Origin of the sequence: Methanosarcina soligelidi (genome assembly GCF_000744315.1) — an archaeon.
Lineage (GTDB): Archaea > Halobacteriota > Methanosarcinia > Methanosarcinales > Methanosarcinaceae > Methanosarcina > Methanosarcina mazei.
In genome coordinates this window covers 1,789,845-1,811,781 of sequence record NZ_JQLR01000001.1, presented here as the reverse complement: position 1 = coordinate 1,811,781, position 21,937 = coordinate 1,789,845, and the positions used below count along the sequence as shown (strand labels likewise).

At 42.6% G+C, this 21,937-nt stretch carries 19 protein-coding genes; 9 read left to right on the top strand and 10 right to left on the bottom strand.

All coding sequences use genetic code 11. The features are described from left to right. Nucleotides 1-158: 158 nt before the first annotated feature. The 6 genes from nadE to iorA all read right to left on the bottom strand — a co-directional run bounded on the left by nadE (nucleotide 159) and on the right by iorA (nucleotide 6,596). Nucleotides 159-1,151: an NAD(+) synthase gene (gene nadE, locus M886_RS07995; protein ID WP_164477375.1), complete on the bottom strand. Its 993-nt coding sequence runs from the start codon at nucleotides 1,149-1,151 to the stop codon at nucleotides 159-161. A gap of 78 nt (nucleotides 1,152-1,229) precedes the next feature. Then, nucleotides 1,230-2,246, bottom strand: a complete 1,017-nt coding sequence (locus M886_RS07990) for a hypothetical protein (RefSeq protein WP_048042194.1) — start codon at nucleotides 2,244-2,246, stop codon at nucleotides 1,230-1,232. Then, on the bottom strand, nucleotides 2,227-3,705 hold the full coding sequence (locus tag M886_RS07985; protein ID WP_048042195.1) for a class I adenylate-forming enzyme family protein: 1,479 nt from the start codon (nucleotides 3,703-3,705) through the stop codon (nucleotides 2,227-2,229). Before M886_RS07985 ends, M886_RS07990 begins: the two co-directional genes overlap by 20 nt. A 15-nt stretch (nucleotides 3,706-3,720) precedes the next feature. Then, a complete protein-coding gene (locus M886_RS07980) occupies nucleotides 3,721-3,915 on the bottom strand; it encodes a phosphopantetheine-binding protein (RefSeq protein WP_235203897.1) in 195 nt (64 codons plus the stop codon). A gap of 285 nt (nucleotides 3,916-4,200) precedes the next feature. Beyond that, complete coding sequence (locus M886_RS07975; protein WP_048051002.1) at nucleotides 4,201-4,797, bottom strand: indolepyruvate oxidoreductase subunit beta; 597 nt, start codon at nucleotides 4,795-4,797, stop codon at nucleotides 4,201-4,203. After that, complete coding sequence (gene iorA / locus M886_RS07970; RefSeq protein WP_048051001.1) at nucleotides 4,794-6,596, bottom strand: indolepyruvate ferredoxin oxidoreductase subunit alpha; 1,803 nt, start codon at nucleotides 6,594-6,596, stop codon at nucleotides 4,794-4,796. The genes M886_RS07975 and iorA overlap by 4 nt, the downstream gene beginning before the upstream one ends. A 435-nt stretch (nucleotides 6,597-7,031) precedes the next feature. Here iorA and M886_RS07965 point away from each other — a divergent pair, with 435 nt between their 5' ends. Next, nucleotides 7,032-7,358 (top strand): HVO_A0114 family putative DNA-binding protein, encoded by a 327-nt coding sequence (locus M886_RS07965; protein ID WP_048051000.1) that lies wholly within the window; start codon nucleotides 7,032-7,034, stop codon nucleotides 7,356-7,358. Nucleotides 7,359-7,548: 190 nt separating this feature from the next. Here M886_RS07965 and M886_RS07960 read toward each other — a convergent pair whose 3' ends face one another. The 3 genes from M886_RS07960 to M886_RS19500 form a co-directional block, all read right to left on the bottom strand. Then, entirely contained in the window at nucleotides 7,549-8,364 is an 816-nt protein-coding gene (locus M886_RS07960) for an ATP-binding protein (protein WP_048050999.1), read from the bottom strand. Between the two features lie 325 nt (nucleotides 8,365-8,689). Further along, complete coding sequence (locus tag M886_RS07955; RefSeq protein ID WP_048037208.1) at nucleotides 8,690-8,905, bottom strand: hypothetical protein; 216 nt, start codon at nucleotides 8,903-8,905, stop codon at nucleotides 8,690-8,692. After that, nucleotides 8,889-9,389 (bottom strand): DUF134 domain-containing protein, encoded by a 501-nt coding sequence (locus tag M886_RS19500; protein ID WP_048037210.1) that lies wholly within the window; start codon nucleotides 9,387-9,389, stop codon nucleotides 8,889-8,891. Before M886_RS19500 ends, M886_RS07955 begins: the two co-directional genes overlap by 17 nt. A gap of 2,414 nt (nucleotides 9,390-11,803) precedes the next feature. On the opposite strand from M886_RS19500, the gene cdhA reads away from it, so the two are divergent. The 8 genes from cdhA to M886_RS07910 all read left to right on the top strand — a co-directional run bounded on the left by cdhA (nucleotide 11,804) and on the right by M886_RS07910 (nucleotide 21,264). Beyond that, nucleotides 11,804-14,227: a CO dehydrogenase/acetyl-CoA synthase complex subunit alpha gene (cdhA, locus tag M886_RS07945; RefSeq protein ID WP_048039728.1), complete on the top strand. Its 2,424-nt coding sequence runs from the start codon at nucleotides 11,804-11,806 to the stop codon at nucleotides 14,225-14,227. Nucleotides 14,228-14,229: 2 nt separating this feature from the next. After that, nucleotides 14,230-14,742 (top strand): CO dehydrogenase/acetyl-CoA synthase complex subunit epsilon, encoded by a 513-nt coding sequence (cdhB, locus tag M886_RS07940; protein WP_048039726.1) that lies wholly within the window; start codon nucleotides 14,230-14,232, stop codon nucleotides 14,740-14,742. A gap of 23 nt (nucleotides 14,743-14,765) precedes the next feature. Further along, entirely contained in the window at nucleotides 14,766-16,175 is a 1,410-nt protein-coding gene (gene cdhC, locus M886_RS07935) for a CO dehydrogenase/CO-methylating acetyl-CoA synthase complex subunit beta (RefSeq protein ID WP_048037213.1), read from the top strand. A 52-nt stretch (nucleotides 16,176-16,227) separates the two neighbouring features. Further along, nucleotides 16,228-16,989 (top strand): ATP-binding protein, encoded by a 762-nt coding sequence (locus M886_RS07930; protein ID WP_048037214.1) that lies wholly within the window; start codon nucleotides 16,228-16,230, stop codon nucleotides 16,987-16,989. A gap of 376 nt (nucleotides 16,990-17,365) precedes the next feature. Beyond that, a complete protein-coding gene (gene cdhD / locus M886_RS07925) occupies nucleotides 17,366-18,676 on the top strand; it encodes a CO dehydrogenase/acetyl-CoA synthase subunit delta (RefSeq protein WP_011032639.1) in 1,311 nt (436 codons plus the stop codon). A gap of 3 nt (nucleotides 18,677-18,679) precedes the next feature. Next, nucleotides 18,680-20,092, top strand: a complete 1,413-nt coding sequence (acsC, locus tag M886_RS07920) for an acetyl-CoA decarbonylase/synthase complex subunit gamma (RefSeq protein WP_011032640.1) — start codon at nucleotides 18,680-18,682, stop codon at nucleotides 20,090-20,092. Nucleotides 20,093-20,458: 366 nt separating this feature from the next. After that, the gene (locus M886_RS07915; RefSeq protein WP_048050998.1) at nucleotides 20,459-20,818 is read left to right on the top strand and encodes a transposase; all 360 of its coding nucleotides are present in this window, start codon (nucleotides 20,459-20,461) and stop codon (nucleotides 20,816-20,818) included. Then, complete coding sequence (locus tag M886_RS07910; RefSeq protein ID WP_053228875.1) at nucleotides 20,815-21,264, top strand: IS5/IS1182 family transposase; 450 nt, start codon at nucleotides 20,815-20,817, stop codon at nucleotides 21,262-21,264. The genes M886_RS07915 and M886_RS07910 overlap by 4 nt, the downstream gene beginning before the upstream one ends. 127 nt (nucleotides 21,265-21,391) lie before the next feature. Here M886_RS07910 and M886_RS19320 read toward each other — a convergent pair whose 3' ends face one another. Continuing rightward, the gene (locus M886_RS19320; protein ID WP_268745854.1) at nucleotides 21,392-21,517 is read right to left on the bottom strand and encodes a hypothetical protein; all 126 of its coding nucleotides are present in this window, start codon (nucleotides 21,515-21,517) and stop codon (nucleotides 21,392-21,394) included. Between the last annotated feature and the right edge of the window lie 420 nt (nucleotides 21,518-21,937).

The following is a 21,937-nucleotide window of genomic DNA, read 5'->3' as shown; positions in this document are numbered from 1 at the left end:
TACAGATCGTTCAGATGCTGTCAATGGTTGATTTTGTGGTGTTCTTACAGAAGGCAAAACCGTAAAACCTTATTTATGAACTTAATAATTTATTTCTGGCTCTGGATAAAAAAATCATTTTTTTCTACCGGCTGCCTTCAATTTAACTATTAAGATAATTATCTATTAAGATAATATACAGGTGGAGCAGCCCGAATATATTCTGTGGTGTTTTTGATTCTTCTGATATGCTTTAAAGCCTTCTCGATCTTATCCGTTGACAGGCCTGTGTTCTCACCAATAACACCAGGAGGTAAATTGTGTTCTTGAGAATACAGAAGCTGGTCCATGATGTGCATAGGCATACGCCAGTAGAATTCCTCATCAGTCGTATAATGGCTCCAGGTGTCAGCACTTGGAGGGCGCTTCATAATCTCTTCATTGATATTCAAATGTTTTCCAAGAGCGTAGATCTGGGTCTTATAACAGTCAGCCAGAGGTTCGAGGTCCACACCTCCATCTCCATATTTGACAAACTGACCAAGGGCAACTTCAGTCTTGTTGGTTGTGCCGCACACAACATAATTCATCTTCTCAGCATACATGTACTGGACTATCATTCTGGACCGCTGTTTGACACCCTGTAACCCAATCAGCTCCAGATAGTCATTTGCCTTCAACCTGTACTTTCCGGCCGTCTCACCGTTTTGTATCAGCTGGATGTAAGGAACATTCAGAAGTTCCTGGTCAAAGAAATCCGGAAGGGTTAGCGAAGTTTTGTGTTTTTCAGGATCGTATTCAGGACAGGCTCTCTTTATAACCTTCTCTTTCTTCTCATAAATGCTAAGGGATTCCAGAATAGGAGTGATTGGGACTTCCTCGTATGCTATACCCAGGCTTTCACAGATTTCTGTGCCCAGAACTTTGCTTGAAGGGGCTGATTCTTTCTCAGGAAGGATAAGACCATAAACTTGTTCCTTCCCCAGTTCCTGTACACAGAGGGTAAGGGCTACAGCTGAATCAATTCCACCCGATACCCCCACAACAGCTCCTTTTTTCTTAAAATTTGATATCTGGCTTTTGATAAAACCCCTGATGTTTAATGCCAGATTTTCAATATCCCTGTTGAGTTCATCCGTTATCTTAACACTGGATTCTTCCGTTGCCTGCATAATGTTTTCTCCTGAAGTGATTTTAATGTTCAATTAAAAGGATTTGAGTGTTTATTTTGAGTTCTTTTAAAATTCAACTTAAGCTTCTTTGAGATTCAAATTAAGCTTCTTTGCAGCTTCTTCTATTAATGGTCTTGAAAGTTCCTGGTTAATTTTTTCAAGCCCTTCTTCCCTTGACATTTCTCCACTTCTGACAAGCCCTGCTATATCAAAGGTATATGGATGGAACCCATATTTTTCCAGGTGATTATAGCAGCTAAAAGAGTTTAATGTACAGTTTGTTGAATTACTGTCATTGATTCCAGGTGGTTCCCATCCGATCTCCAGAAGTGTCTCAAGTACTTTATCCTCGCTATATTCCCATAGACAAAGTGGGTGAAGGATACTCGGAGCACTTTCCTTCAGGTCTTCAATAATTTTATTTTTGACCAGGAAAAGTTCGTCCCTGTCATGGGCGCCTATCTTTTGAAGCTGTGCTTCAAACATGCTTCTGGACCATTTTATAAAATTAGGTGAAAGGTTTATTATGGGGTTTGGAGACTGCCCGGCCGTGAAAGCAAATACAATAAAGGGTGCTTTCTGAACAATTGCCTGCTCTATCATTTTCTGTTTGATGATAGTTATACAGATATTGCATATGTCGCTGGCTCTATACTTCGCGAACTTTGGAAACGCATCATATGATTCGGCCGCCTTTCGGAAAATGTCATAAAGAATCTTATTTTGCATTGTAAGCTGGTAGTAGTCTGAGTCTGTTATTTTGCATATTTTTTTTGCGTTTTTTACTACGCCTTCGGAAATGAATCCGTTATCAAACTGGACAGCAAGAACCTTCAGGAAAGGATAATCTTTTTTGAGTTTGTAAAGAGTGTAAGAGGAGTCTTTCCCACCGGAAAGTGCATAGATAACATCGTAGTCGCCTTTCCCCCGGTTTTTTTCAAAAAGTTCTTCAATTTTTGCCAAATACTCGCCCTTTTCCTGAGGAGAAAGAGGGGCATAAGTTTCACAAAAATGGCAGAGACCAGTCTCCGTATTAATAGTTATACCTGGAATATCAGAATCCAGAATACATTTTTTACATACTATTTTTGACATGCCGGTATTCCTCTATTATTGACCTATTGGATATTTTCCCGTTCTCGCTCAACGGGATATGATCGATAAAAAGTATTTCTCTTGGGCAGAGATAACCTGGAAAATTCTTCCTGCAAAAAGCATAAAGGGCTTCAATTTCTGTCCCTTCCGCAGGCATAACCATCAGGCTGATAGCAGTCCCCATAAGTTCGTGAGATACAGGCACAACAAAAACCCTGGAGACCCTATTATTCTCCTCAATATATCTTTCAATTTCTCTGGGATTCACACGATGGTCCCCGATTTTTATAATGTCATCTTTGCGCCCAAGCAGCCGGATATATCCATTGGGCAATTTTTGCGCAAGATCTCCTGTATGAAGCCATCCATTTACAACCTTACTCTTAGTAGCAATTTCATCACCAAGATAACCTAGCAGGATATTTTCTCCTCTGGCGACCAGCTCGCCCTCTATGTTTGGCTCTACTGATCTGCACTCAGAGTCAAAGACGTCCAGAGTAACTCCAGGAATTGCTTTTCCTATTGTATCAATAAATTTGTCTACGTCTTCTGCCGGCACATAGGCAAGCCTTGCCGTAGCTTCAGTCTGCCCATACATTGGCAGAATTTCAAGCCACGGAGCAAGCTCTCGGATTTCTTTTACGATTGACTTATCCATACCTCCGCCTGCTGAAGCAGCGGTTCTGACACCGGTAAAAGCTTGCCTGAAGCTATCCGGATATTTGAGAAGCATGCGATAGGTGCTGGGCACTCCATAAAAAATTGATACTCCTGATCCTATCAGATTAAAAACAGAATTCATAAAATTCATTGTTCCTATTCGGATAGAACCTCCAGCCATCAGATGGGAATTGAGAATAGAGTTTCCAAAAGCGTGGTGCGGAGATATCACAAGCGCTCCTTTGTCTTCAGAAGTTATGCCAAGCACTCCTATTATTGATTCTCCGTTTGCTATCAGGTTCCTGTCACTCAACATGACCCCTTTTGGAGTACCTGTTGTGCCGGAAGTATAGAGGACCAATCTCAGTTCAGGATTGTTGGTTTCGTCTTTAATATCCTTACGAAGGATGTTTACTGACATATCATTATAAGTAACAATGACAGTTCCGAAGCGCTCAAAAAAGTTCTTCCCAAACCTTGAGTACTGAGTATCTGTTGTAATTATATTGTTGACATGGGCAGAATCAAGAATTCGTTCAAGATTGAACCTGGGAAATTCTATTGGCAGAGGGATTGCGATATTTTCAGACCTGTATACACCCAGGAGAAGTTTTATATACTGTATACCGGATTCTGCAAGTATTGTAAACCTAGAACGCTTAAAATCCTTCAGATATAAAGCTATATCACTAATGTCTTTCTCAAGACAGCCATAGGAAACCGAGTTTTTGCTGTCTTCAAGGGCAATGCTTTGAGGAGTTTTTCTGGCGAATTCTGAGATATACGCATCAATTCGCATATTTTTCACTTCTTTTTACTTCGCCAGTTTTTGTATCATATTGCTAATTCCCTGTAGAGTGTCAAAATTTTCCGGTGTCAACATTTCTTCTGGGATTTCGATAGAGTATTTCTCAGTAATATAGTCTATTAGTTCCAGAAGGCCAATCGAATCTATAATGCCGTTTTGAGTAAGAGAATCGCTGTCTTCCAGGTGAGTATCTTTATCCATAAAAGAATTGGCTTTCAAATAATCAATTAAACAGTTTTTTATCTGTTCCATCCACCATTATCTCCTTCGTTTTCACTTAAGGGTCATAGAATTTAGTAATGCACTCTATAAAGTTAATTCCATATTAATTGAATGTATTTTTTACTATTAAATTAAAAACCTGGTCTTTAATTACAAAAAACTTCATATTTTATAATTATAAGAGATGCTTAAGATAAGAAAATTATTTATGTAAATATATAAAACAAAATAGAGAAAAAGTAGAAAACTAAAGTTTTCCAACTTTCAGTTTTCCTCTACTTTTCTCCTTCCCATTTCAAATGCCCTGATATTGGTTTCAACCGTTTTTTGCGGCACAAGTGCTTTAACACTCTCAAGCAGAGCATCTTTTGAAATAGGCAGATAGCCGGAAACTGCCCCGACCATTGCCACATTCATTGCAAGCCTGCTCCCGGCTTCATGAGCCAGTTCGTCTGCATTAAAGGCTTTAACAATGTATTTTTCAGAAAGGGCGTCAAGGATTTCCCGGACATCAGGGTATTTTGCAATGCCTGAAGTAACGGTAACAGGGACTATTGGCTGCGTATTCACTATAATTACCCCGCCGTCCTTCAGGAAATCAAGATACCTGACAGCTTCCATTGGCTCAAGGGCGAGCATAATATCTGCGCCTTTTTTAGGGATCATTGATCCCAGATCGGTTCCAAGCCTTATGTGATTTACAACCGAGCCTCCGCGCTGTGCCATGCCGTGAGTCTCTGCTGCACGGATAGGAAGCCCTGAAATGACTGCAGCTTTTCCGATGATATCAGATGCAAGGATTGCACCCTGCCCGCCGACTCCTGTGATAAGGAGGTCGAGTTTCTTCTCCCCCTTGCTCATCTCTTCACCTCCTTGATAGCTTCAAACCTGCATATCTGCATACAGACTCCACATCCGCTGCATATAGCAGTAATCACAGCACACTTATTTTCTTCATCAAACTCAATTGCCGGGCAGCCGAATTTAACACATTGCTTGCAGCCTTCACACTTTTCAGGGTCAACGATATAAGGGACTCTTTTGATCCCTGCCCTTTTTCCGGAGATCACGCAGGGCTGTTTTGCAATGACCACGGCTGTCCCTTCAAATTCCTTTGCGGCTTTGAAAGCTTCCTGGGTCTCTTCAAGATTGTAAGGGTCAACTACAGTTACAAACCCTGCACCCATTGCTTTACAGAGCTCGGCAAGCGAAACCTCAACTGTAGGCTCTCCGGTAACCGTAAAGCCGACTCCCGGATTTGGCTGATGGCCTGTCATTGCAGTTATGCGGTTATCAAGGATGGTGACCGTAATATTGGCTTTATTGAAGACTGCATTCAGGAGAGAATTCATGCCTGTATGGAAAAAAGTCGAGTCCCCTATAGAACAGCAGATGGGGCGCTTTTCCCCTGCATGGTAAAGCCCCGACGCAATGCTTATGCTTGAACCCATGCAGAGCGTTGTCTCAACGGTCCCGCTCTGGATCCCAAGGGTATAGCAGCCGATGTCACTCGGGTAAATAGCGTCCTTTCCGAAAACTTTTTTCATGGAATAAAAGGTCGCCCTGTGGGAACACCCTGCACAGAGAGAAGGAGGGCGAGGTGCAAGTTCAAGGGGGACTTTTCCGGAGTCGGGCTCTATATCCAGGTCAAAAGCTTTCCTGAGGGCTTCAAGGAAGGCGCTAACATCCAGTTCACCTTCCCGCGAAACAAAACCTCCTTCTTTTCCGAGAACGGAAACTTCAAGCCCGGCTTCCTGGGCAAGTATTCTTACCTGTTCTTCGACAACCGGTTCGAGCTCTTCAAAAATGAGAACCGTGTCAACTGTGCTTAGCAGTTCCAGGATAAGCTTTCTAGGGACAGGATAGGTCCCTATTTTCAGGAAAGAAGCTTCAAACCCGAGTTCCCGAAGGGCTTCTTTTGCATAAACGGATGCGATTCCTGAACCTATTACTCCCATCTTTGCCCCGGGTTTAATTTCAAGGGAATTCCAGGGAGACTCTGCAAGTTCGTCTTCCATTGCCTGCTGGATAGAAAGGATATGAGTGTGGCGGGGGCGGGCATTCTTGGGAAGCATTACCCAGCGGTCAAGCAGTTTTTCAAAATGCGGAACCGCCTTTTCTACAGGGATTTCTCCCAGCTCAATATCCGACTTTCCATGTGAGATCCGGGTAGTGGGCCTGAAAATAACAGGGATTTCGAACTTTTCCGAAAACTCAAAAGCATAGGGAAGCATATCTTTGGCTTCCTGGGGGGTTGAAGGGTCAAAACAGGGCACAAGGGCAAACTGGGCATAGCGCCTTGTATCCTGCTCGTTCTGGGAGGAGTGGCAGGAAGGGTCATCGGCAACAATTGCGATCAGCCCGCCTTTTGTACCTGCATAGGCAAGGGTCATAAAAGGGTCGGCTGCAACATTTAACCCGACATGCTTCATTGTCACGACAGACCTGACACCTGTCCAGGCAGCCCCGACTGCAACTTCCATTGCAACCTTTTCATTAACCGACCACTCTATATGATAATCTCTGTCCTCGCGGGAAGCGAGCGTGTCTATAATCTCTGAAGAAGGAGTGCCAGGGTAGCCTGCAATGACCTGCACACCGCCTTCCAGAAGCCCTCTGGCAATAGCCACGTTTCCAAGCATATACTCACGCATCGTCATAATAACTGTCTCCAGTGTTTAGATGAGAAAAACACAACTAATTAAATTTAATATCAGTTTGAAAATAATTATATACCAATCCGAATCAATAAATTTGAAGTCATAAAGCAGATCAGGCAGATAAAACCTGCTATCCGCACACCAGGTAAAACTTTTGTATTACTCAAAATAACACGATCAATAATATACTTTCGGATACTCGTTCCGAAATTTCGTTCAGAAACTTCAGCATTAAAAATTGAGTTACAGAGTCAAACTTTCATCTTCCGCATGGAGACCAATTATAAGAATTGATAATGCTCACGTTATAACAGGGCATAAAAAGAGACCATAAACATCTCTTTAATGATCAGCCAATTGAATTTGAATTTATATCCTCAAAGCAAATCTACAAAGAAATTCTCAATCTTATAAAACAAAACAGGCGGTTCATAGATGAAATTAAAAGATATTGAAATTAAAGTTATGTCCGACGATGCTTACGGAGACCATCTTAACCAGCTCTTTGAAGATCTTAAGACTGGAAAAATAGTCGGAAAGCAGAAAACAAGTATTGCAGCCCGTACTCCTGATGACGTCGCAAAAATCCTGACAAGTGAACGCATCCGCCTGCTTCACACAATCCGGGAGAAAAAACCGGAATCCATCAGCGAACTCGCTCGACTTCTTAACCACAGTCAGCCCAACGTTTCAAACGATGTAAAGTATCTGAAAAGAATTGGACTTCTGGAATTTGAAGAAACAAAAGGTCCTGTAATGTAAAAGAAACCTGTAGTTAACTACGACGCAGTAAGGATAACTGTGGACCTGAGCTGCTAAGTAAGAATTTAACAAAAGAAGTAAGAGTTCAAAGAGTTTCAGGGTTCAGCCAGCTGTGATACGTAGAAAGTCCAGCAATAAGGAAAGAATAGAAAAACAGAAAATGTCCTCCTACTCCCGTCCTCAAATCCCATTAATTAATGGCTTTATAATTTTCCAGAAACTCTGCAAGCTTTATGATTTCTTCGAGTTCAAGGTCGAATTCCTCACCTTTAAGTGATGCTTTGAAAAGTTCCCTTTTTGCGGGGATTTCAGCCACGACATTCACACAATTGACGGAAGCCAGCATTTCTTCCCTTATATCCGGCTCGACTTTGTTAAGCACGAAGTAGACGCTGCAACCGCACTGCCCTCCAAACTCATCGAACTTCTTGGAAAGTTTGAGGGATTCGTAAGAGGGATCAATGACTACAATGATGAGGTCAAAGTCCTTATCAACCCCGCGACCGAAATGCTCGGTTCCGGCTTCGGTATCTACGATAACAATATCATCTTTCCCATGGTCCAAGTTTTCAAGAAACTCCCTCGTCAGTGCTCCCATGGGGCAGGCACAGCCTTCTCCATAATTATGGATCTTGCCAACAGCCATGAGCTTCAGATTGCCTTTTTCCTCCACAAATTCCGGAGGCAGGTCGGAGAAATTCCATCTTTTATCGAAAAATCTGGACTGCTGCTGCACTTTCTGCCCGGAGGTTTCCCCGTTAGCTGCAAGCCCCCAGAACTGTGTTTTTTTCGGAGCTTCCTTCTGTTTTTCCTTAAAACCCTTCTTTCCTCCGAAATATTCCATGAGGTCCCGTGGAGCTTTCAATCCAAGCTGGCTGTGCAGCCCGTAATTGGACTCGTCAATATCAAGCACAAGCACATTTTTCTTTTTTGCCATCTGCTTTGCCAGGAGAGCAGAAATAGTGCTCTTTCCGCTTCCTCCTTTTCCGCATACTGCTATTCTCATACAGTTCACCTGCCTTAGTAATTTATCCTGAAGGATTAAAAGCACTTCCTTTAAATTGTTTCTGTGGGAAGTGGGAAGTCAATCAATAATCAAGAGCATATATGCAGCATAATAGCAGCAGGTTGAAGAATAGGTGGGAGGTCAAAAGGAAATAAGCTGAAAGTAAAAGTAAAGACTGAGAGAAATCTTTTCATAATATTTTAAAATAGTTAAGGGGTGGTTACAAGCATGTCAGGAAAACTCAAATGTTGTAATGTCGCAAATTTGCAGTAAATTTAGAGTCAACGTGTGCTGGGTATAAAGATCAGTTATTTCAACATTGAAATTAGTAGTTCATTTTCCCGGAGACGCTCTGATAGTTACAGGTAGAGTATTCCATCGTTAAAATCCTGAACCGCATAGAAACCCTGCCTGCATATCCTGCAGACCCCTGATTTGTAGAAGATTTACATGAGCCAGAATAGGCAGATATTCCAGGCTCAAGTCTGGAATCACTCATCGATGGTATAGCTATTGTTGTTACTTTATTTGCTTCCTTCACGGGTGTTCCTGCTTCCTTCTTTTTCTTTAGGGCAACAGTAATTATTCTCAATAAACCTTTTTCCTTTTCCATCGCCTCCCAGTCGGAAAATCAGATTGGAGCCACAACTGGGGCAGCTTGTGGGACGATTATGGTTTAACTCCGGCTCCCAGACATAATCACATTCTTTGCAGAGGTAATTGACCCTGCATTCACCAGTATTAACGTATTCTCCTCCAGAAATCTCGATCGCTTTTCCGTTAACAAGAGCATCAGCCACCTTCTGTCGTGCCCTCTGGAGATCGATCCAGAAAGTTTTCCTGGAGACTCCCATCCTGTCTGCCGCCTCATTCTGCTCCATCTGGAGAAGGTCGCAAAGACGAATAGCCTCAAGTTCTTCTATGGACAGATTTGCGATTTCCAGACAGCAAAGAGGAATTTCTCTGGGCTTGTAATAGGTGGCCTTTGGAAAGCAAGAGACTCTGCGCTTAACTCTATTGACCATCAAAATTACATTTATGCAGCACGTAATAAATATCTACCGATTATTTTTTAAGAAGCATTTAAAGTACATTCATCCTCACTTAATAAAAGATAAGATTCTAACGAACCATTGTATTTTTTTGGGGTAACGGGAGCTTGAAAAATTACTGTTTCTCCCGGATTTAAAATCCTCTTTACCTCAACAATGTTTTTTCCCTATATTGAATATGCTCTGCAACTCAAAGCAAAATGAAATCAAATTATTATATTTAAATAAAGGGGTTCTCAGACCAGCATAACAGTAAATAAATATTTGCACATAAATAGGAAAAGACATTTACATTATTTTTAAGAAATAAGTTAAAAATAAGCTGGAAAATTTTCCGGCGGAACATATAGATATCAGTGAATTTGCAGGACAGAAATTTAAGAAGTAATGTAATGCTACATAGATTCTGGAATTTGAGAAATTAAAGTGTATGTTTGTAAATTAAAGTGTATATTTGTGTATGCTTGTAATATATAATTCCGAAATTCCTGGTCCTTGCTTAAACCCTGTTGACCCCAAAATACACAAAAGAGATGTAGTATAAATACCTGCCGCTAGAAAAAGAGAGTTGTTGATATACTTGATAAGTTCTGAATGCATTTTTAGTATTCTGTAATCGAGCACAAAACCAATAGCAATAAACCTGAAGCAGTACAAAAATGTGCAAGGACCATATCGGTTACCTAATAATAATCTTATGAAAAATGAGTATACGATATCGTTTTGTTCTTTATCAAAAGTCAGCGATTTGTAGGAGCCTGGACAGGATTAATACAGCGGAGTTGTAACAATCAATCCTGCTAGAACCGCCTGTTAGAACCGGTCAATTGATGCAGGTTTTGATGTAATCAAAATGTCTGATTACTAACTATTGGAAAATAAAAAGCATGGTCAATAGGCAATAGTTAAAGAAAAATTAGTTTACTGAAATTTGCTTCAGGACCTCATTGATAGAGGCGATAGATAGTGTTTTACCCCAGAGAATTGCTATTGTTTTACTCCAGAAGAATAGCTGACAGATTTTATTTATTTTTATAATTAAGCAGAACAAAAGTGTAAATTATTTATAGTACGTCGCTTATGTGTAATTTAGGAGTCTATCCGAGAAATGTTGTGAGCGGCTGTAAAGTTTACAATTACCGATCATAAATGAACGGATTCCGGATAATAAACACTAATTGTCCAATTGTAATCTTACAGGATGCATGGAACTTTTCGAATAGACTCCAAGATCTCTTTTATTTTTCTGAGATCGAAAAGTTTGCGAACACAGGACTTACTCACTTGATCTATAAAGAAAAAGAGAGGAATAATCTCTAAAAATATCATTCAGACAGCTGGATCTTTCGAAGAAAGTTGTAGGAGCAAACTGACTCAGTTTTTTGCAAGAATACATTAAAAATTAAAGAACATTCTAAAAACTAAAAAGCATTTTAAAAACTAAAAAGCATTTAGCAGTATTTTGCCGGGTTTGTAATAAGCAGCTTATAAGATTCTTACTCCACTGAACTCAATCGGCCATCAAACTACACAAAAGAGATGAAGTATAAATAATTAATGCAACGCCAGTTTAAGCATTGAGAAAATTAATAAGTTCTGAATCCATATTTTGGATTCTGTATTTCAGGCACAAAAATCAATAGCAATCAACCTCTAACTGAAGAAATTGCGATAAAATTATGACATTTACTTAATGATTTTGCATCATATATCCGTTATTTCTGTAGCTATTCTTTATCTTTTGCAGCTGGTTTAATGTAAAAGTTCTGCTAATAGGTGACACTTTCTTTTTACCTCAAATTCGGACAACTCAACATTTTATTTTTAAGTTTTTTGAGCCATCCACCCCTGTTTTTAATAAATTATAGCGAGGACATGACTGTTAAGAATACATATAAATTTAAACAAAAGAATTATTTATTTTTATATTTAAACAGAACAAAAGTGTAAATTATTTATAATACGTCGCTAATGTGTAATTTAGGAGTATGTCCGAGAAGTGCTGTCGCTTGCTGTAACTTCTACAATCGGCAGATTACTGAAGAACGGATTCCGGATAATAAACACTAATTGTCCAGTTGAGATTTTACAAATTGCTTAGAACTTTTCGGATAGTCTCTAAGATCTCTTTTATTTTTTCTGAGATCACAAAGTTTGCGAATATAGAACTTACCCACTTGATGTCTAAAACAAAAGCAGTGGACTCCCAACTCCCTAAAAATACAAGTTTTAACTGCTTAATTTACTGTACTTAATTTTGTATTGTGAGAGTGTGTAAATTCTATAAAAAGTGAAAAACGATCTCTAAAAAAGTCATTTAGATAGCTGGAACTTTCAAGAATCGTCGGATAAAGTGACTTTAAGCGTATTTAGGAGGTAAAGCTAAGATGAGCAAATTAACTACTGGGAGTTTTTCTATAGAAGATCTTGAATCCGTTCAGATCACTATCAATAATATTGTAGGGGCAGCAAAGGAGGCTGCTGAAGAAAAAGCAAAGGAGCTCGTTAAAGCAGGTCCCACACTTTTCCCAGGACTCGAGTCTTACAGGGATGACTGGAACTTCAAACTGCTTGACCGTTATGAGCCTGTTGTTACCCCAATGTGTGACCAGTGCTGCTACTGTACCTATGGGCCCTGTGACCTTTCAGGGAACAAGAGAGGTGCCTGTGGTATTGACATGATGGGTCACAACGGAAGGGAATTCTTCCTCCGTGTAATTACAGGTACTGCCTGCCACGCAGCCCACGGCCGCCACCTGCTTGACCACCTGATCGAAACCTTCGGAGAAGACTTACCCCTCAACCTTGGGCAGTCAAATGTCCTTACTCCGAACATCACAATCAGCACAGGATTAAGCCCCAAGAACCTTGGCGAAGTCAAGCCAGCAATGGAATTTGTTGAAGAACAGCTGACTCAGCTGCTTGCAACCGTCCACGCAGGACAGGAATCCGCAGAGATCGATTACGACTCAAAAGCCCTCTTCAGCGGTAGCCTGGACCACGTAGGCATGGAAATTTCCGATGTTGTACAGGTTGCAGCCTACGACTTCCCGAAAGCTGACCCCGAAGCCCCCCTGATCGAAATCGGTATGGGGACCATCGACAAGTCCAAGCCCTTCCTCTGTGTTATAGGGCACAATGTAGGCGGTGTAACCTACATGATGGACTACATGGAAGAAAACAACCTGACCGACAAGATGGAAATTGCCGGGCTCTGCTGTACCGCAATCGACCTTACAAGGTACAAGGAAGCCGACAGAAGACCACCATATGCCAAGGTCATCGGTTCCATGGCCAAGGAACTAAAGGTTATCCGCTCCGGAATGCCTGATGTCATTGTTGTGGACGAACAGTGTGTACGCGGTGACATCGTACCTGAAGCACAGAAACTCAAGATTCCGGTCATTGCATCAAATGCAAAGATTATGTTCGGGCTTCCAAACAGGACCGATGCAGATGTTAATGAGACTATCGAGGAACTCAAGTCCGGAGCAATTCCAGGCTGTGTAATGCTGGACTACGAGAAACTCGGAGAACTCTGTATCAGGCTTACCATGGAAATGGCCCCGATCCGCGATGCATCCGGTATCACTGCGATTCCAACAGATGAGGAATTAGCAAACTGGGTCGCAAAGTGTGCAGACTGTGGAGCCTGCCTGATTGCCTGCCCTGAAGAACTCGACATACCCGAAGCTATGGGATTTGCAAAGGAAGGAGATTACTCATACCTCGAAGGCCTGCATGACATATGCATCGGCTGCCGCCGCTGCGAACAGGTCTGTAAGAAGGAAATTCCAATTCTTAACATAATCGAAAAAGTCTCCCAGAAGCAGATTGCAGAAGAGAAAGGCTGGATGAGAGCCGGCAGAGGACAGGTATCTGATGCCGAAATCCGTGCAGAAGGTCTTAACCTCGTCATGGGCACAACCCCAGGTATCATCGCAATCATCGGATGCCCGAACTATGCAGAAGGCACAAAGGACGTCTACTACATTGCTGAAGAATTCCTGAGGAGGAACTTCATTGTGGTTACGACCGGCTGTGGAGCAATGGACATTGGTATGTTCAAGGACGACGACGGCAAGACTCTCTATGAAAGGTACCCTGGCGGATTCCAGTGCGGGGGACTCGTTAACATAGGATCCTGCGTCTCTAACGCCCACATTACCGGAGCAGCCGAGAAAGTGGCAGCTATCTTTGCCCAGAGGACCCTTGAAGGCAACCTAGCCGAGATCGCAGACTACATCCTGAACCGTGTAGGTGCATGCGGACTTGCATGGGGTGCATTCTCACAGAAAGCTTCCTCAATCGGTACCGGCTGTAACATCCTTGGTATCCCTGCAGTTCTTGGCCCACACTCCTCGAAGTACAGGAGAGCCCTGATTGCCAAGACCTATGAAGAAGACAAGTGGAAAGTCTATGATGCAAGGAACGGACAGGAAATGGCAATCCCACCAGCACCAGAATTCCTCCTGACCACAGCAGAAACCTGGCAGGAAGCAATCCCGATGATGGCAAAGGCCTGCATCCGTCCGTCTGACAACAGCATGGGAAGAGCAATTAAGCTGACCCACTGGATGGAGCTGCACAAGAAGTACCTTGGTGGTTCAGTACCTGAAGACTGGTGGAAGTTCGTCAGGAGCGAAGCTGATCTCCCGCTGGCTAACCGTGAAGCACTCCTCAAGAAGCTTGAAGCAGAACGCGGCTGGGAAATTGACTGGAAGAAGAAGAAGATCATTTCCGGTCCGAAGATCAAATTCGATGTCTCGGCACAGCCCACCAACCTCAAGAGACTTTGCAAGGAGGCCTGAAAATGGTTGACACTACCAAGAACACCAAACTCTTTACCACCTACGGAGTGAGCACCTCAAAAACCGTTGCTCCTGAAATGGCTGCAAAGCTTATCTCAAAAGCAAAGAGACCTCTCCTTATGGTAGGGACCCTGGCTCTCGACCCGGAAATCCTTGACCGCGTGGTAAAAATTTCGAAGACTGCAAATATCCCTATTGCTGCAACCGGTAGTTCCCTGGCAGCCCTTGCTGACAAAGATGTAGATGCAAAATACATCAACGCCCACATGCTTGGCTTCTACCTGACTGACCCCAACTGGCCTGGTCTTGACGGAAACGGAAACTATGACATGGTCATATCCATAGGGTTCAAGAAATTCTACATCAACCAGGTACTGTCCGCAGCAAAGAACTTCAGCAACGTGAAAGCAATTGCAATTGAAAGAGGCTACATCCAGAACGCAACAATGTCTTTCGGAAACCTTAGCAAGGCAGAACACTACGCTGCCCTGGATGAGCTAGTTGACTTTTTATAATTTGATTTAGGAGGCGAAATATAATGGCAGAATTCCCATTTGAGATTTCCCCAATGTTTGAAGGAGAAAGAGTAAGGAAAGAAGGAATGTTCGTTGAACTCGGTGGTCCAAAATCACTTGGTCTCGAACTTGTCAGGGCTGCAGACATGGATGCGATTGAAGACGACAAAGTCACAATCATCGGTCCTGACCTCAAGGACATGGAAGAGGGAAAGACCTACCCCTGGGCAATGATCTTCAACATAGGCGGAGAACTTGTCGAGCCTGACCTTGAGTCTGTCGTAGAAAGGCGTGTCCACGACTTCATCAACTACTGCCAGGGCATCATGCACCTGAACCAGAGGTACGATGTCTGGATGAGAGTTTCCAAGGACACAGCTGCAAAGATGGACTCCTTCGAACCCTTCGGAAAAGCTGTTATGATGCTTTTCAAGACAGAACTTCCCTTCATTGAGAAGATGCAGGTGACCTTCTACACCGACCAGGCCGAAGTAGAGAAACAGATGGTAACAGCAAAGGAAATTTTCAAGGCAAGAGACGCAAGGACAAAAGACCTGCGCGACGAAGATGTGGAAGTCTTCTACGGATGTACCCTCTGCCAGTCCTTTGCTCCGACCAACGTTTGTGTAGTATCTCCTGACAGAGTTTCCCTCTGTGGTGCAATCAACTGGTTCGACGGCCGCGCAGCAGCAAAAGTAGACCCGGAAGGTCCGCAGTTCGCAATCGAAAAGGGTGAACTTCTCGATGCCAATACCGGTGAATACTCTGGTGTCAACGATATCGCCAAGAAACTCTCCGCCGGCGAATTCGATAAGATAAAACTCCACTCCTTCTTTGACTCACCACACACATCCTGTGGCTGCTTCGAAGTAGTCGGGTTCTATATTCCTGAAGTAGACGGTATCGGCTGGGTTAACAGAGAATACCAGGGAATGGCACCGAACGGCATTGGTTTCTCAACCATGGCAGGTCAGACTGGTGGTGGAAAGCAGATCGTAGGTTTCCTCGGAATCGGTGTTGCATATTTCTACTCCCCGAAGTTTATCCAGGCTGATGGCGGCTGGAACAGAGTTGTCTGGCTCCCCTCGATGCTTAAGGAAAAGATTGATGAAACCATCCCTGCAGACCTTAAGGACAAGATCGCAACCGAGAAAGATGCAACCGACATCCAGTCCCTGAAAGCCTTCCTCCAGGAGAAGAACCACCCCATAGTTGCTACCTGGGCAGCAGCTGAAGAAGAGGAAGAAGAAGAGGAAGAAGAAGAGGAAGTAGCTGTTGCAGCAGCTCCGATGATGATGCCAGCAGCAGGATTCCAGATGCCGGCAATGCCAATGATGTCAGGCGGTTCAAGCGGTGGAATAAAGCTGACCTTCAAGAACGCAAAGATCACCATTGACAGGATGATCATTAGCGAGAAGAAGGAAAAGAAGTAACCGAGAAAGAAAGGCTAGTGCCTAACCGAAAAACAATCAAAAGGGGTATTCTGTGACCAAAGTAATTGCAATAACGGGAAAAGGCGGAACTGGAAAAACAGCGGTAGCGGCTCTTCTGATCCGCTCCCTCTCTAAAAAAGGGCAGTATATACTGGCAGTTGATGCAGATGCAGATACTAACCTGCCGGAAACCCTTGGCTGTGAGGACGTGAAAACGATAGGGGATGCAAAGGAGTTTTTACAGGCTGAGATAACAAAACCAAGGCCTGACAATCCCGATATGAATAAGGAGTCCGTGCTCCAGAGCAAGGTATATGAGATCATTGAAGAGATGCCGGGTTACGACCTGCTGGTAATGGGAAGGCCCGAAGGATCAGGGTGTTACTGTTATGTAAACAACCTCCTGAGGGGCATCATGGACAAACTGGTTAAAAACTATGATCTGGTTGTGATTGATGCAGAAGCCGGGCTTGAGCATTTCAGCCGAAAGATCATCCGGGATATTGATGATCTTATTGTGGTAACTGACGCCTCAAGAAGAGGGTTCCGAACTGCCGAAAGAATTCATGAACTTGTGGATGAACTCGAGTCAAATATAGGCAGTATTCACGTTATTGCAAACAAGGTTACAGATACTAACCGGGAAAAGCTCGTTAAACTGGCAGAGGAACTGAAACTGAACCTGATAGGTACGATTCCTCTTGACCCGAAAATTGAGGAAATGGACATAAAAGGTATACCTCTCTTTGAAATACCCGACGATTCGGTTGCTGCAGTGGAAATAGAAAATATTGTGAAAAAACTGGGGTTCTAACCCCAGATTACTTTTGAATCTGTGGATCAGGCAGAAAACCACAAAAAATGCAGAAAATCACCGGGACAGAGAACAGGTGAACTTATCCGGTTTAAGAGCTTGAAACGGGATTTAAACCAAAATTAAAATTAAAATAATAAAAAGAACGGGGCAGAATCTGTTCCAGAATTAAAGGAAAGGAACGGAATGATTCAAAGGAATGATTCAAAGGAATGATTCAAAGGAATGATTCAAAGGAATGATTCAAAGGAACGGAATGATTCCTGCTCCGGACCCTGTATTATCAGGGTAAAGATCTGAAAACACATCCTGTATTATATCCTTTATTATAAGCCACTCATAAAAACGGATAAATTACGGAAACGGTGAGGTTTACATGGCAAAGAAAATGAAGTTATCTGATATTACAAACATGTTCGCGGGCATGGATGTAGAAGCCCTCGAAGGTGTTACTATAGAAGGGGACATTGAGATTGATCTCGGTGGACTCGGAGGCGGCTTTGACCCCATGCTTGCCGCTGCCCTGGGGCAGGAGAGCGCAGTACTCGCCCAGCACTTCGCAAGAATTGCAGGCATGTTCGGGTACCCGGTAGGCATAGGTGCACCAGCAGCTCCGGCAATTTCACCTGCTCTGGCAGCACCCAAACTCAAGGATCTCATACCTGCAAAGTTTGATGTTGCCAATATTGCAGAATGGGCAACTCAGATTCAGGAAGTACCAATCGGAAACACATCAGCAGACGGTGGAAGCCGTGGAAAGAGAGTGCTGGTAGGTGGAGAAAAAGCCCTGCCGTTCTTCCCTGACGCGCCAATGCCAAACAGGAACCAGGTAACAATTGACGTGTTCGATATGAGAATTGGGCTTGCAAAAGCTGTCAAAGAAAATTATGATGAGGTCATGGACAGCCCGGGAGAATGGGCAAAGAAGAACGTTGAGAAGTTCAACGCAGATATGATCACCATTCACCTGATTTCAACTGACCCGCTTGTAAAGGACACACCTCCAAAAGAAGCAGCAAAGACAGTAGAAGAAGTTCTCCAGGCTGTTGATGTCCCAATAGCAATCGGTGGATCAGGTAACCCGCAGAAAGACCCCGAAGTCCTCGCAAGAGCAGCAGAAGTTGCAGAAGGAGAACGATGCCTGCTTGCATCTGCAAGCCTGAACCTGGACTATGCAGCAATTGCAGAAGCAGCACTCAAATATGACCACGATGTCCTTTCCTGGACTCAGCTGGACATGAACGCCCAGAAGGAGCTTAACAGGAAACTCATGAAGCAGTGCAATGTCCCAAGAGACAGGATCATAATGGACCCGACCACTGCAGCTCTGGGATACGGTCTCGACTACGCTTACACAAACATGGAGCGTATCAGACTCGCAGCCCTTATGGGTGACGATGAACTCACATTCCCGATGTCATCAGGTACCACAAATGCATGGGGTGCCCGTGAGTCATGGATGGTGGGATCACCACTTAAGGAAGACTCTGATTGGGGACCAAGGGAATACAGAGGACCTATATGGGAGATTGTCACTGGTCTGTCACTTGCAATTGCAGGAAACGACCTATTCATGATGATGCACCCAACATCGGTTGCTGTCCTGAAGCAGATTACCCAGACGCTATTCGGTACCATAGACACGGAGCAGGTGGATATTGCAAACTGGATCGGAGCGGAGGTGTGAAAAATGAAGATTAACAGCCCATTAGAAGCGTACAAGTACCTGCCTCAGACCAACTGTGGAGAATGTGGTCAGCCTACATGTATGGCATTTGCCTCCACGCTGATTGATAGGTCAGGCAAGACAACAGACTGCCCTCCCCTGATTAAAGAAAAGAAGTTTGCAAAGAAACTGGCAGAACTAGACAGGCTTCTTGCTCCTGAAATTCGCCAGGTTACTATTGGTGTTGGCGAAAGAGCAGCCAATATTGGTGGAGACGATGTACTGTACCGCCACAAACTGACATTCTTTAACAAGACAAAGATGTTCTTCGATGTGGCAGACAACATGGACGAAGCTGCCATTGTTGAAAGAGTGAAGAAAATCAGTGATTACAAGAAGTTCTATGTAGGACGTAACCTGCTTCTCGATGGTGTGGCAATAAGAGCAGCATCCAATGATCCTGCAAAGTTTGCAACAGCTGTCAAGAAAGTTATAGAAAACACAGAACTGCCTGTAATTCTATGTTCTTTCAATCCTGCAGTCCTGAAGGCAGGACTTGAGGTAGCAAAGGGTAAAAACCCGCTGCTGTATGCTGCAAACAAGGACAACTGGAAAGAGGTAGGAGAACTAGCACTCGAGTATAACGTGCCTGTGGTTGTTTCAGCGTTTAATGACCTTGACGGCCTGAAGACTCTTGCAAAGACATTTGCAGAGGCTGGAATTAAGGACATTGTGCTTGATCCGGGAACTTACCCAACCGGGAAAGGTCTGAAGGATACTTTCACCAACTTCCTGAAGATCAGGAGAGCAGGCATTATGGGAGACACCGAGATCGCGTATCCGATCATGGCTATGCCGCTTACTGCCTGGATGGCGGGAATTGCTGACCCTGTCAGTGCATCATACTGGGAAACTGTTCTTGCATCAATCTTTACTATCAGGTACGGAGACATTATGCTTCTCCACAGCATGGAGCCATATGCCACCATGCCAGAAGTACACCTGGCAGAGACAATATACACTGACCCCAGGTCTCCTGTTGCCGTAGACTCAAAGATGTATAAGGTAGGAAACCCAACAGCAGATTCACCTGTACTCTTTACCACAAACTTCGCCCTTACTTACTACACAGTAGAGAGCGACCTTGCATCAAACGGAATAGACTGCTGGCTGCTTGCAGTTAACACAGATGGTATTGGTGTGGAAGCAGCGGCTGCAGGTGGACAGCTGACAGCTGATAAGGTGAAGGATGCATTTGAGAAGTCAGGATTTGACCTCAAGAGCGATGTTACCCATAACAGTGTAGTTATTCCGGGTCTTGCTGCCCGTCTACAGGGTGATATTGAGGACAAACTCAATGTAAAAGTTATGGTTGGTCCAATGGACTCAGGAAGGCTACCAGGCTGGATGGAGAAGAACTGGCCACCAAAGAAATAAAATAAAGTGAAAAAATTTGAATATTAATATTCCGTGTCAAAAAGACACGGAATAAAGTTTATTGCGATTTTTATAGAGGCAATTGTCTACTTACCGGATAGGTTCTTATCAAGGAAAACGTAGCATAAACCTTCTTCGGAATAGTTTTAAATTTGAAATAAATTTAAAATTAGGATAATTTCCGTGCCTCAGAACTCATAAGAAACTAAAATTGAGTGCCTCAAACATATATTATATTTAATACAGAAATTGGTTAGAAGTGGGCCAGAATATACCCAAAAAGCCGAAAAATGGCTAAATTTCTTCGTCATACTTATTGAGCTCATCCCAAAAGTAATATTATGCTAAAATTATATATTTATTTTTATGTCATTCTCTGAAATTGATGACATTCTATGGGAATCCATAGAACCTTATCTTCCTCCACAGAAATCACCTATAGGAAGACCACGTGCAAATATGAGGAAGTTAATTAATGGTATTTTGTACGTTGTTATGACAGGTTGTACTTGGAAAGATGTTCCCCATCGTTACGGATCTAAGTCAACAGTTCATAGGTTTCATCTTTACCTTTGTGAACATGGAATTTATCAGGAAATATTTAATGAACTTTTAAATAAAGGTTATGACTTGAAGAAAATAGATCTCTCTCATTGTTTTACTGATACAAAGGATATTCGGGCTAAAAAAGGGGAAATATCGGCTATGATGGCCATAAGAAAGTGAAAGGAGTAAAATTAAGCGTATTAGTAGATTTACAGGGTTTACCTCTCTCCATTATTGTTGTTCCTGCAAATAAGAATGATTCAACACTTTACATACCTACACTTAAAAATTTTGAGATAAAGAGACTTGTAGGAAGGCCTGTTAACAGGCCTTCCAAAGTGACAGCTGATGCAATGTATGATACAGTTAAAATCAGAAAATATAATCGGAAAAGAGGAATAAAGTCCAATATACCAGTAAATAAAAGAAACAGAAAGAAAAAGAGGAAAGGTAGGCCAATAAAGGTAGATAAGAAAGAATACAAAAAGAAAAGCATAGTAGAAAGGTTCTTTAGCTGGATTGAGTCATGTAAGAAAGTATTGCCGAGATATGAAATTAAAGAGGAATCATATCTAGGAGTTGTAATGGTAGCAGCGATAATTAGATTACATCAAGTTTTGGGATAGGCTCATTGATATTAAATCCTTTGTCAGGAAGTTTATTTCAGTCGAATACCCCACTAGCTTGCTGCGGGGTGCGCCAGCGCAACTTTGATTTACTCGACTATTACGTAACATAAAGGAATATGCATTATTAATCAACAAATCCCACATAAAACGCAAAAACTATGAAAAATGAAGAGGTAGTAACAAAAGCAATATCTAAGGCTATGGTATCTCTGAAGGTTACGGTAGTCTTCCATACCTTCCCACGCATCATACCTAGAAGCCACTTATTATCGGTGCTGATGTATCTAAAAGGCTAAGGTGGAAACCAAAGTATAGCTATTTTGCATTTCTATCCAGAGCCTTCTACATATGTATGTGGATATCCTTATTAGGAATCTCTATAGCTTTCGTATACTTTTCCAAGACATTTATGATTTCGAGATTCTAAAAATGTGGTTGCTATTACCAGGTTCTAATATGTAAGTCCTACTTACAATAATTCTTGGACATTCGAAGTACGCACAAAACATATTACTATCGCAATACTTATTTATTTCATCTGGATTCGGAACGTACCAGTGTTTTGTTCCATCAATTTCGATAACGTTTATTGAGCACATATCAGTATAGCCTTCTTTGGTTTTTACTGAACGGAAAAAGAAGTTACATCGCATACAATTTTCACCTACTT

Coding starts and splice junctions, on each gene's coding strand:
- nadE (WP_164477375.1), bottom strand. CDS start 1,151: ATGCAGGCAACGGAAGAATCCAGTGTTAAGATAACGGATGAACTCAAC.
- M886_RS07990 (WP_048042194.1), bottom strand. CDS start 2,246: ATGTCAAAAATAGTATGTAAAAAATGTATTCTGGATTCTGATATTCCA.
- M886_RS07985 (WP_048042195.1), bottom strand. CDS start 3,705: ATGCGAATTGATGCGTATATCTCAGAATTCGCCAGAAAAACTCCTCAA.
- M886_RS07980 (WP_235203897.1), bottom strand. CDS start 3,915: ATGGATAAAGATACTCACCTGGAAGACAGCGATTCTCTTACTCAAAAC.
- M886_RS07975 (WP_048051002.1), bottom strand. CDS start 4,797: ATGAGCAAGGGGGAGAAGAAACTCGACCTCCTTATCACAGGAGTCGGC.
- iorA (WP_048051001.1), bottom strand. CDS start 6,596: ATGACGATGCGTGAGTATATGCTTGGAAACGTGGCTATTGCCAGAGGG.
- M886_RS07965 (WP_048051000.1), top strand. CDS start 7,032: ATGAAATTAAAAGATATTGAAATTAAAGTTATGTCCGACGATGCTTAC.
- M886_RS07960 (WP_048050999.1), bottom strand. CDS start 8,364: ATGAGAATAGCAGTATGCGGAAAAGGAGGAAGCGGAAAGAGCACTATT.
- M886_RS19500 (WP_048037210.1), bottom strand. CDS start 9,389: ATGGTCAATAGAGTTAAGCGCAGAGTCTCTTGCTTTCCAAAGGCCACC.
- cdhA (WP_048039728.1), top strand. CDS start 11,804: ATGAGCAAATTAACTACTGGGAGTTTTTCTATAGAAGATCTTGAATCC.
- cdhB (WP_048039726.1), top strand. CDS start 14,230: ATGGTTGACACTACCAAGAACACCAAACTCTTTACCACCTACGGAGTG.
- cdhC (WP_048037213.1), top strand. CDS start 14,766: ATGGCAGAATTCCCATTTGAGATTTCCCCAATGTTTGAAGGAGAAAGA.
- cdhD (WP_011032639.1), top strand. CDS start 17,366: ATGGCAAAGAAAATGAAGTTATCTGATATTACAAACATGTTCGCGGGC.
- acsC (WP_011032640.1), top strand. CDS start 18,680: ATGAAGATTAACAGCCCATTAGAAGCGTACAAGTACCTGCCTCAGACC.
- M886_RS07915 (WP_048050998.1), top strand. CDS start 20,459: ATGTCATTCTCTGAAATTGATGACATTCTATGGGAATCCATAGAACCT.
- M886_RS19320 (WP_268745854.1), bottom strand. CDS start 21,517: ATGATGCGTGGGAAGGTATGGAAGACTACCGTAACCTTCAGAGATACC.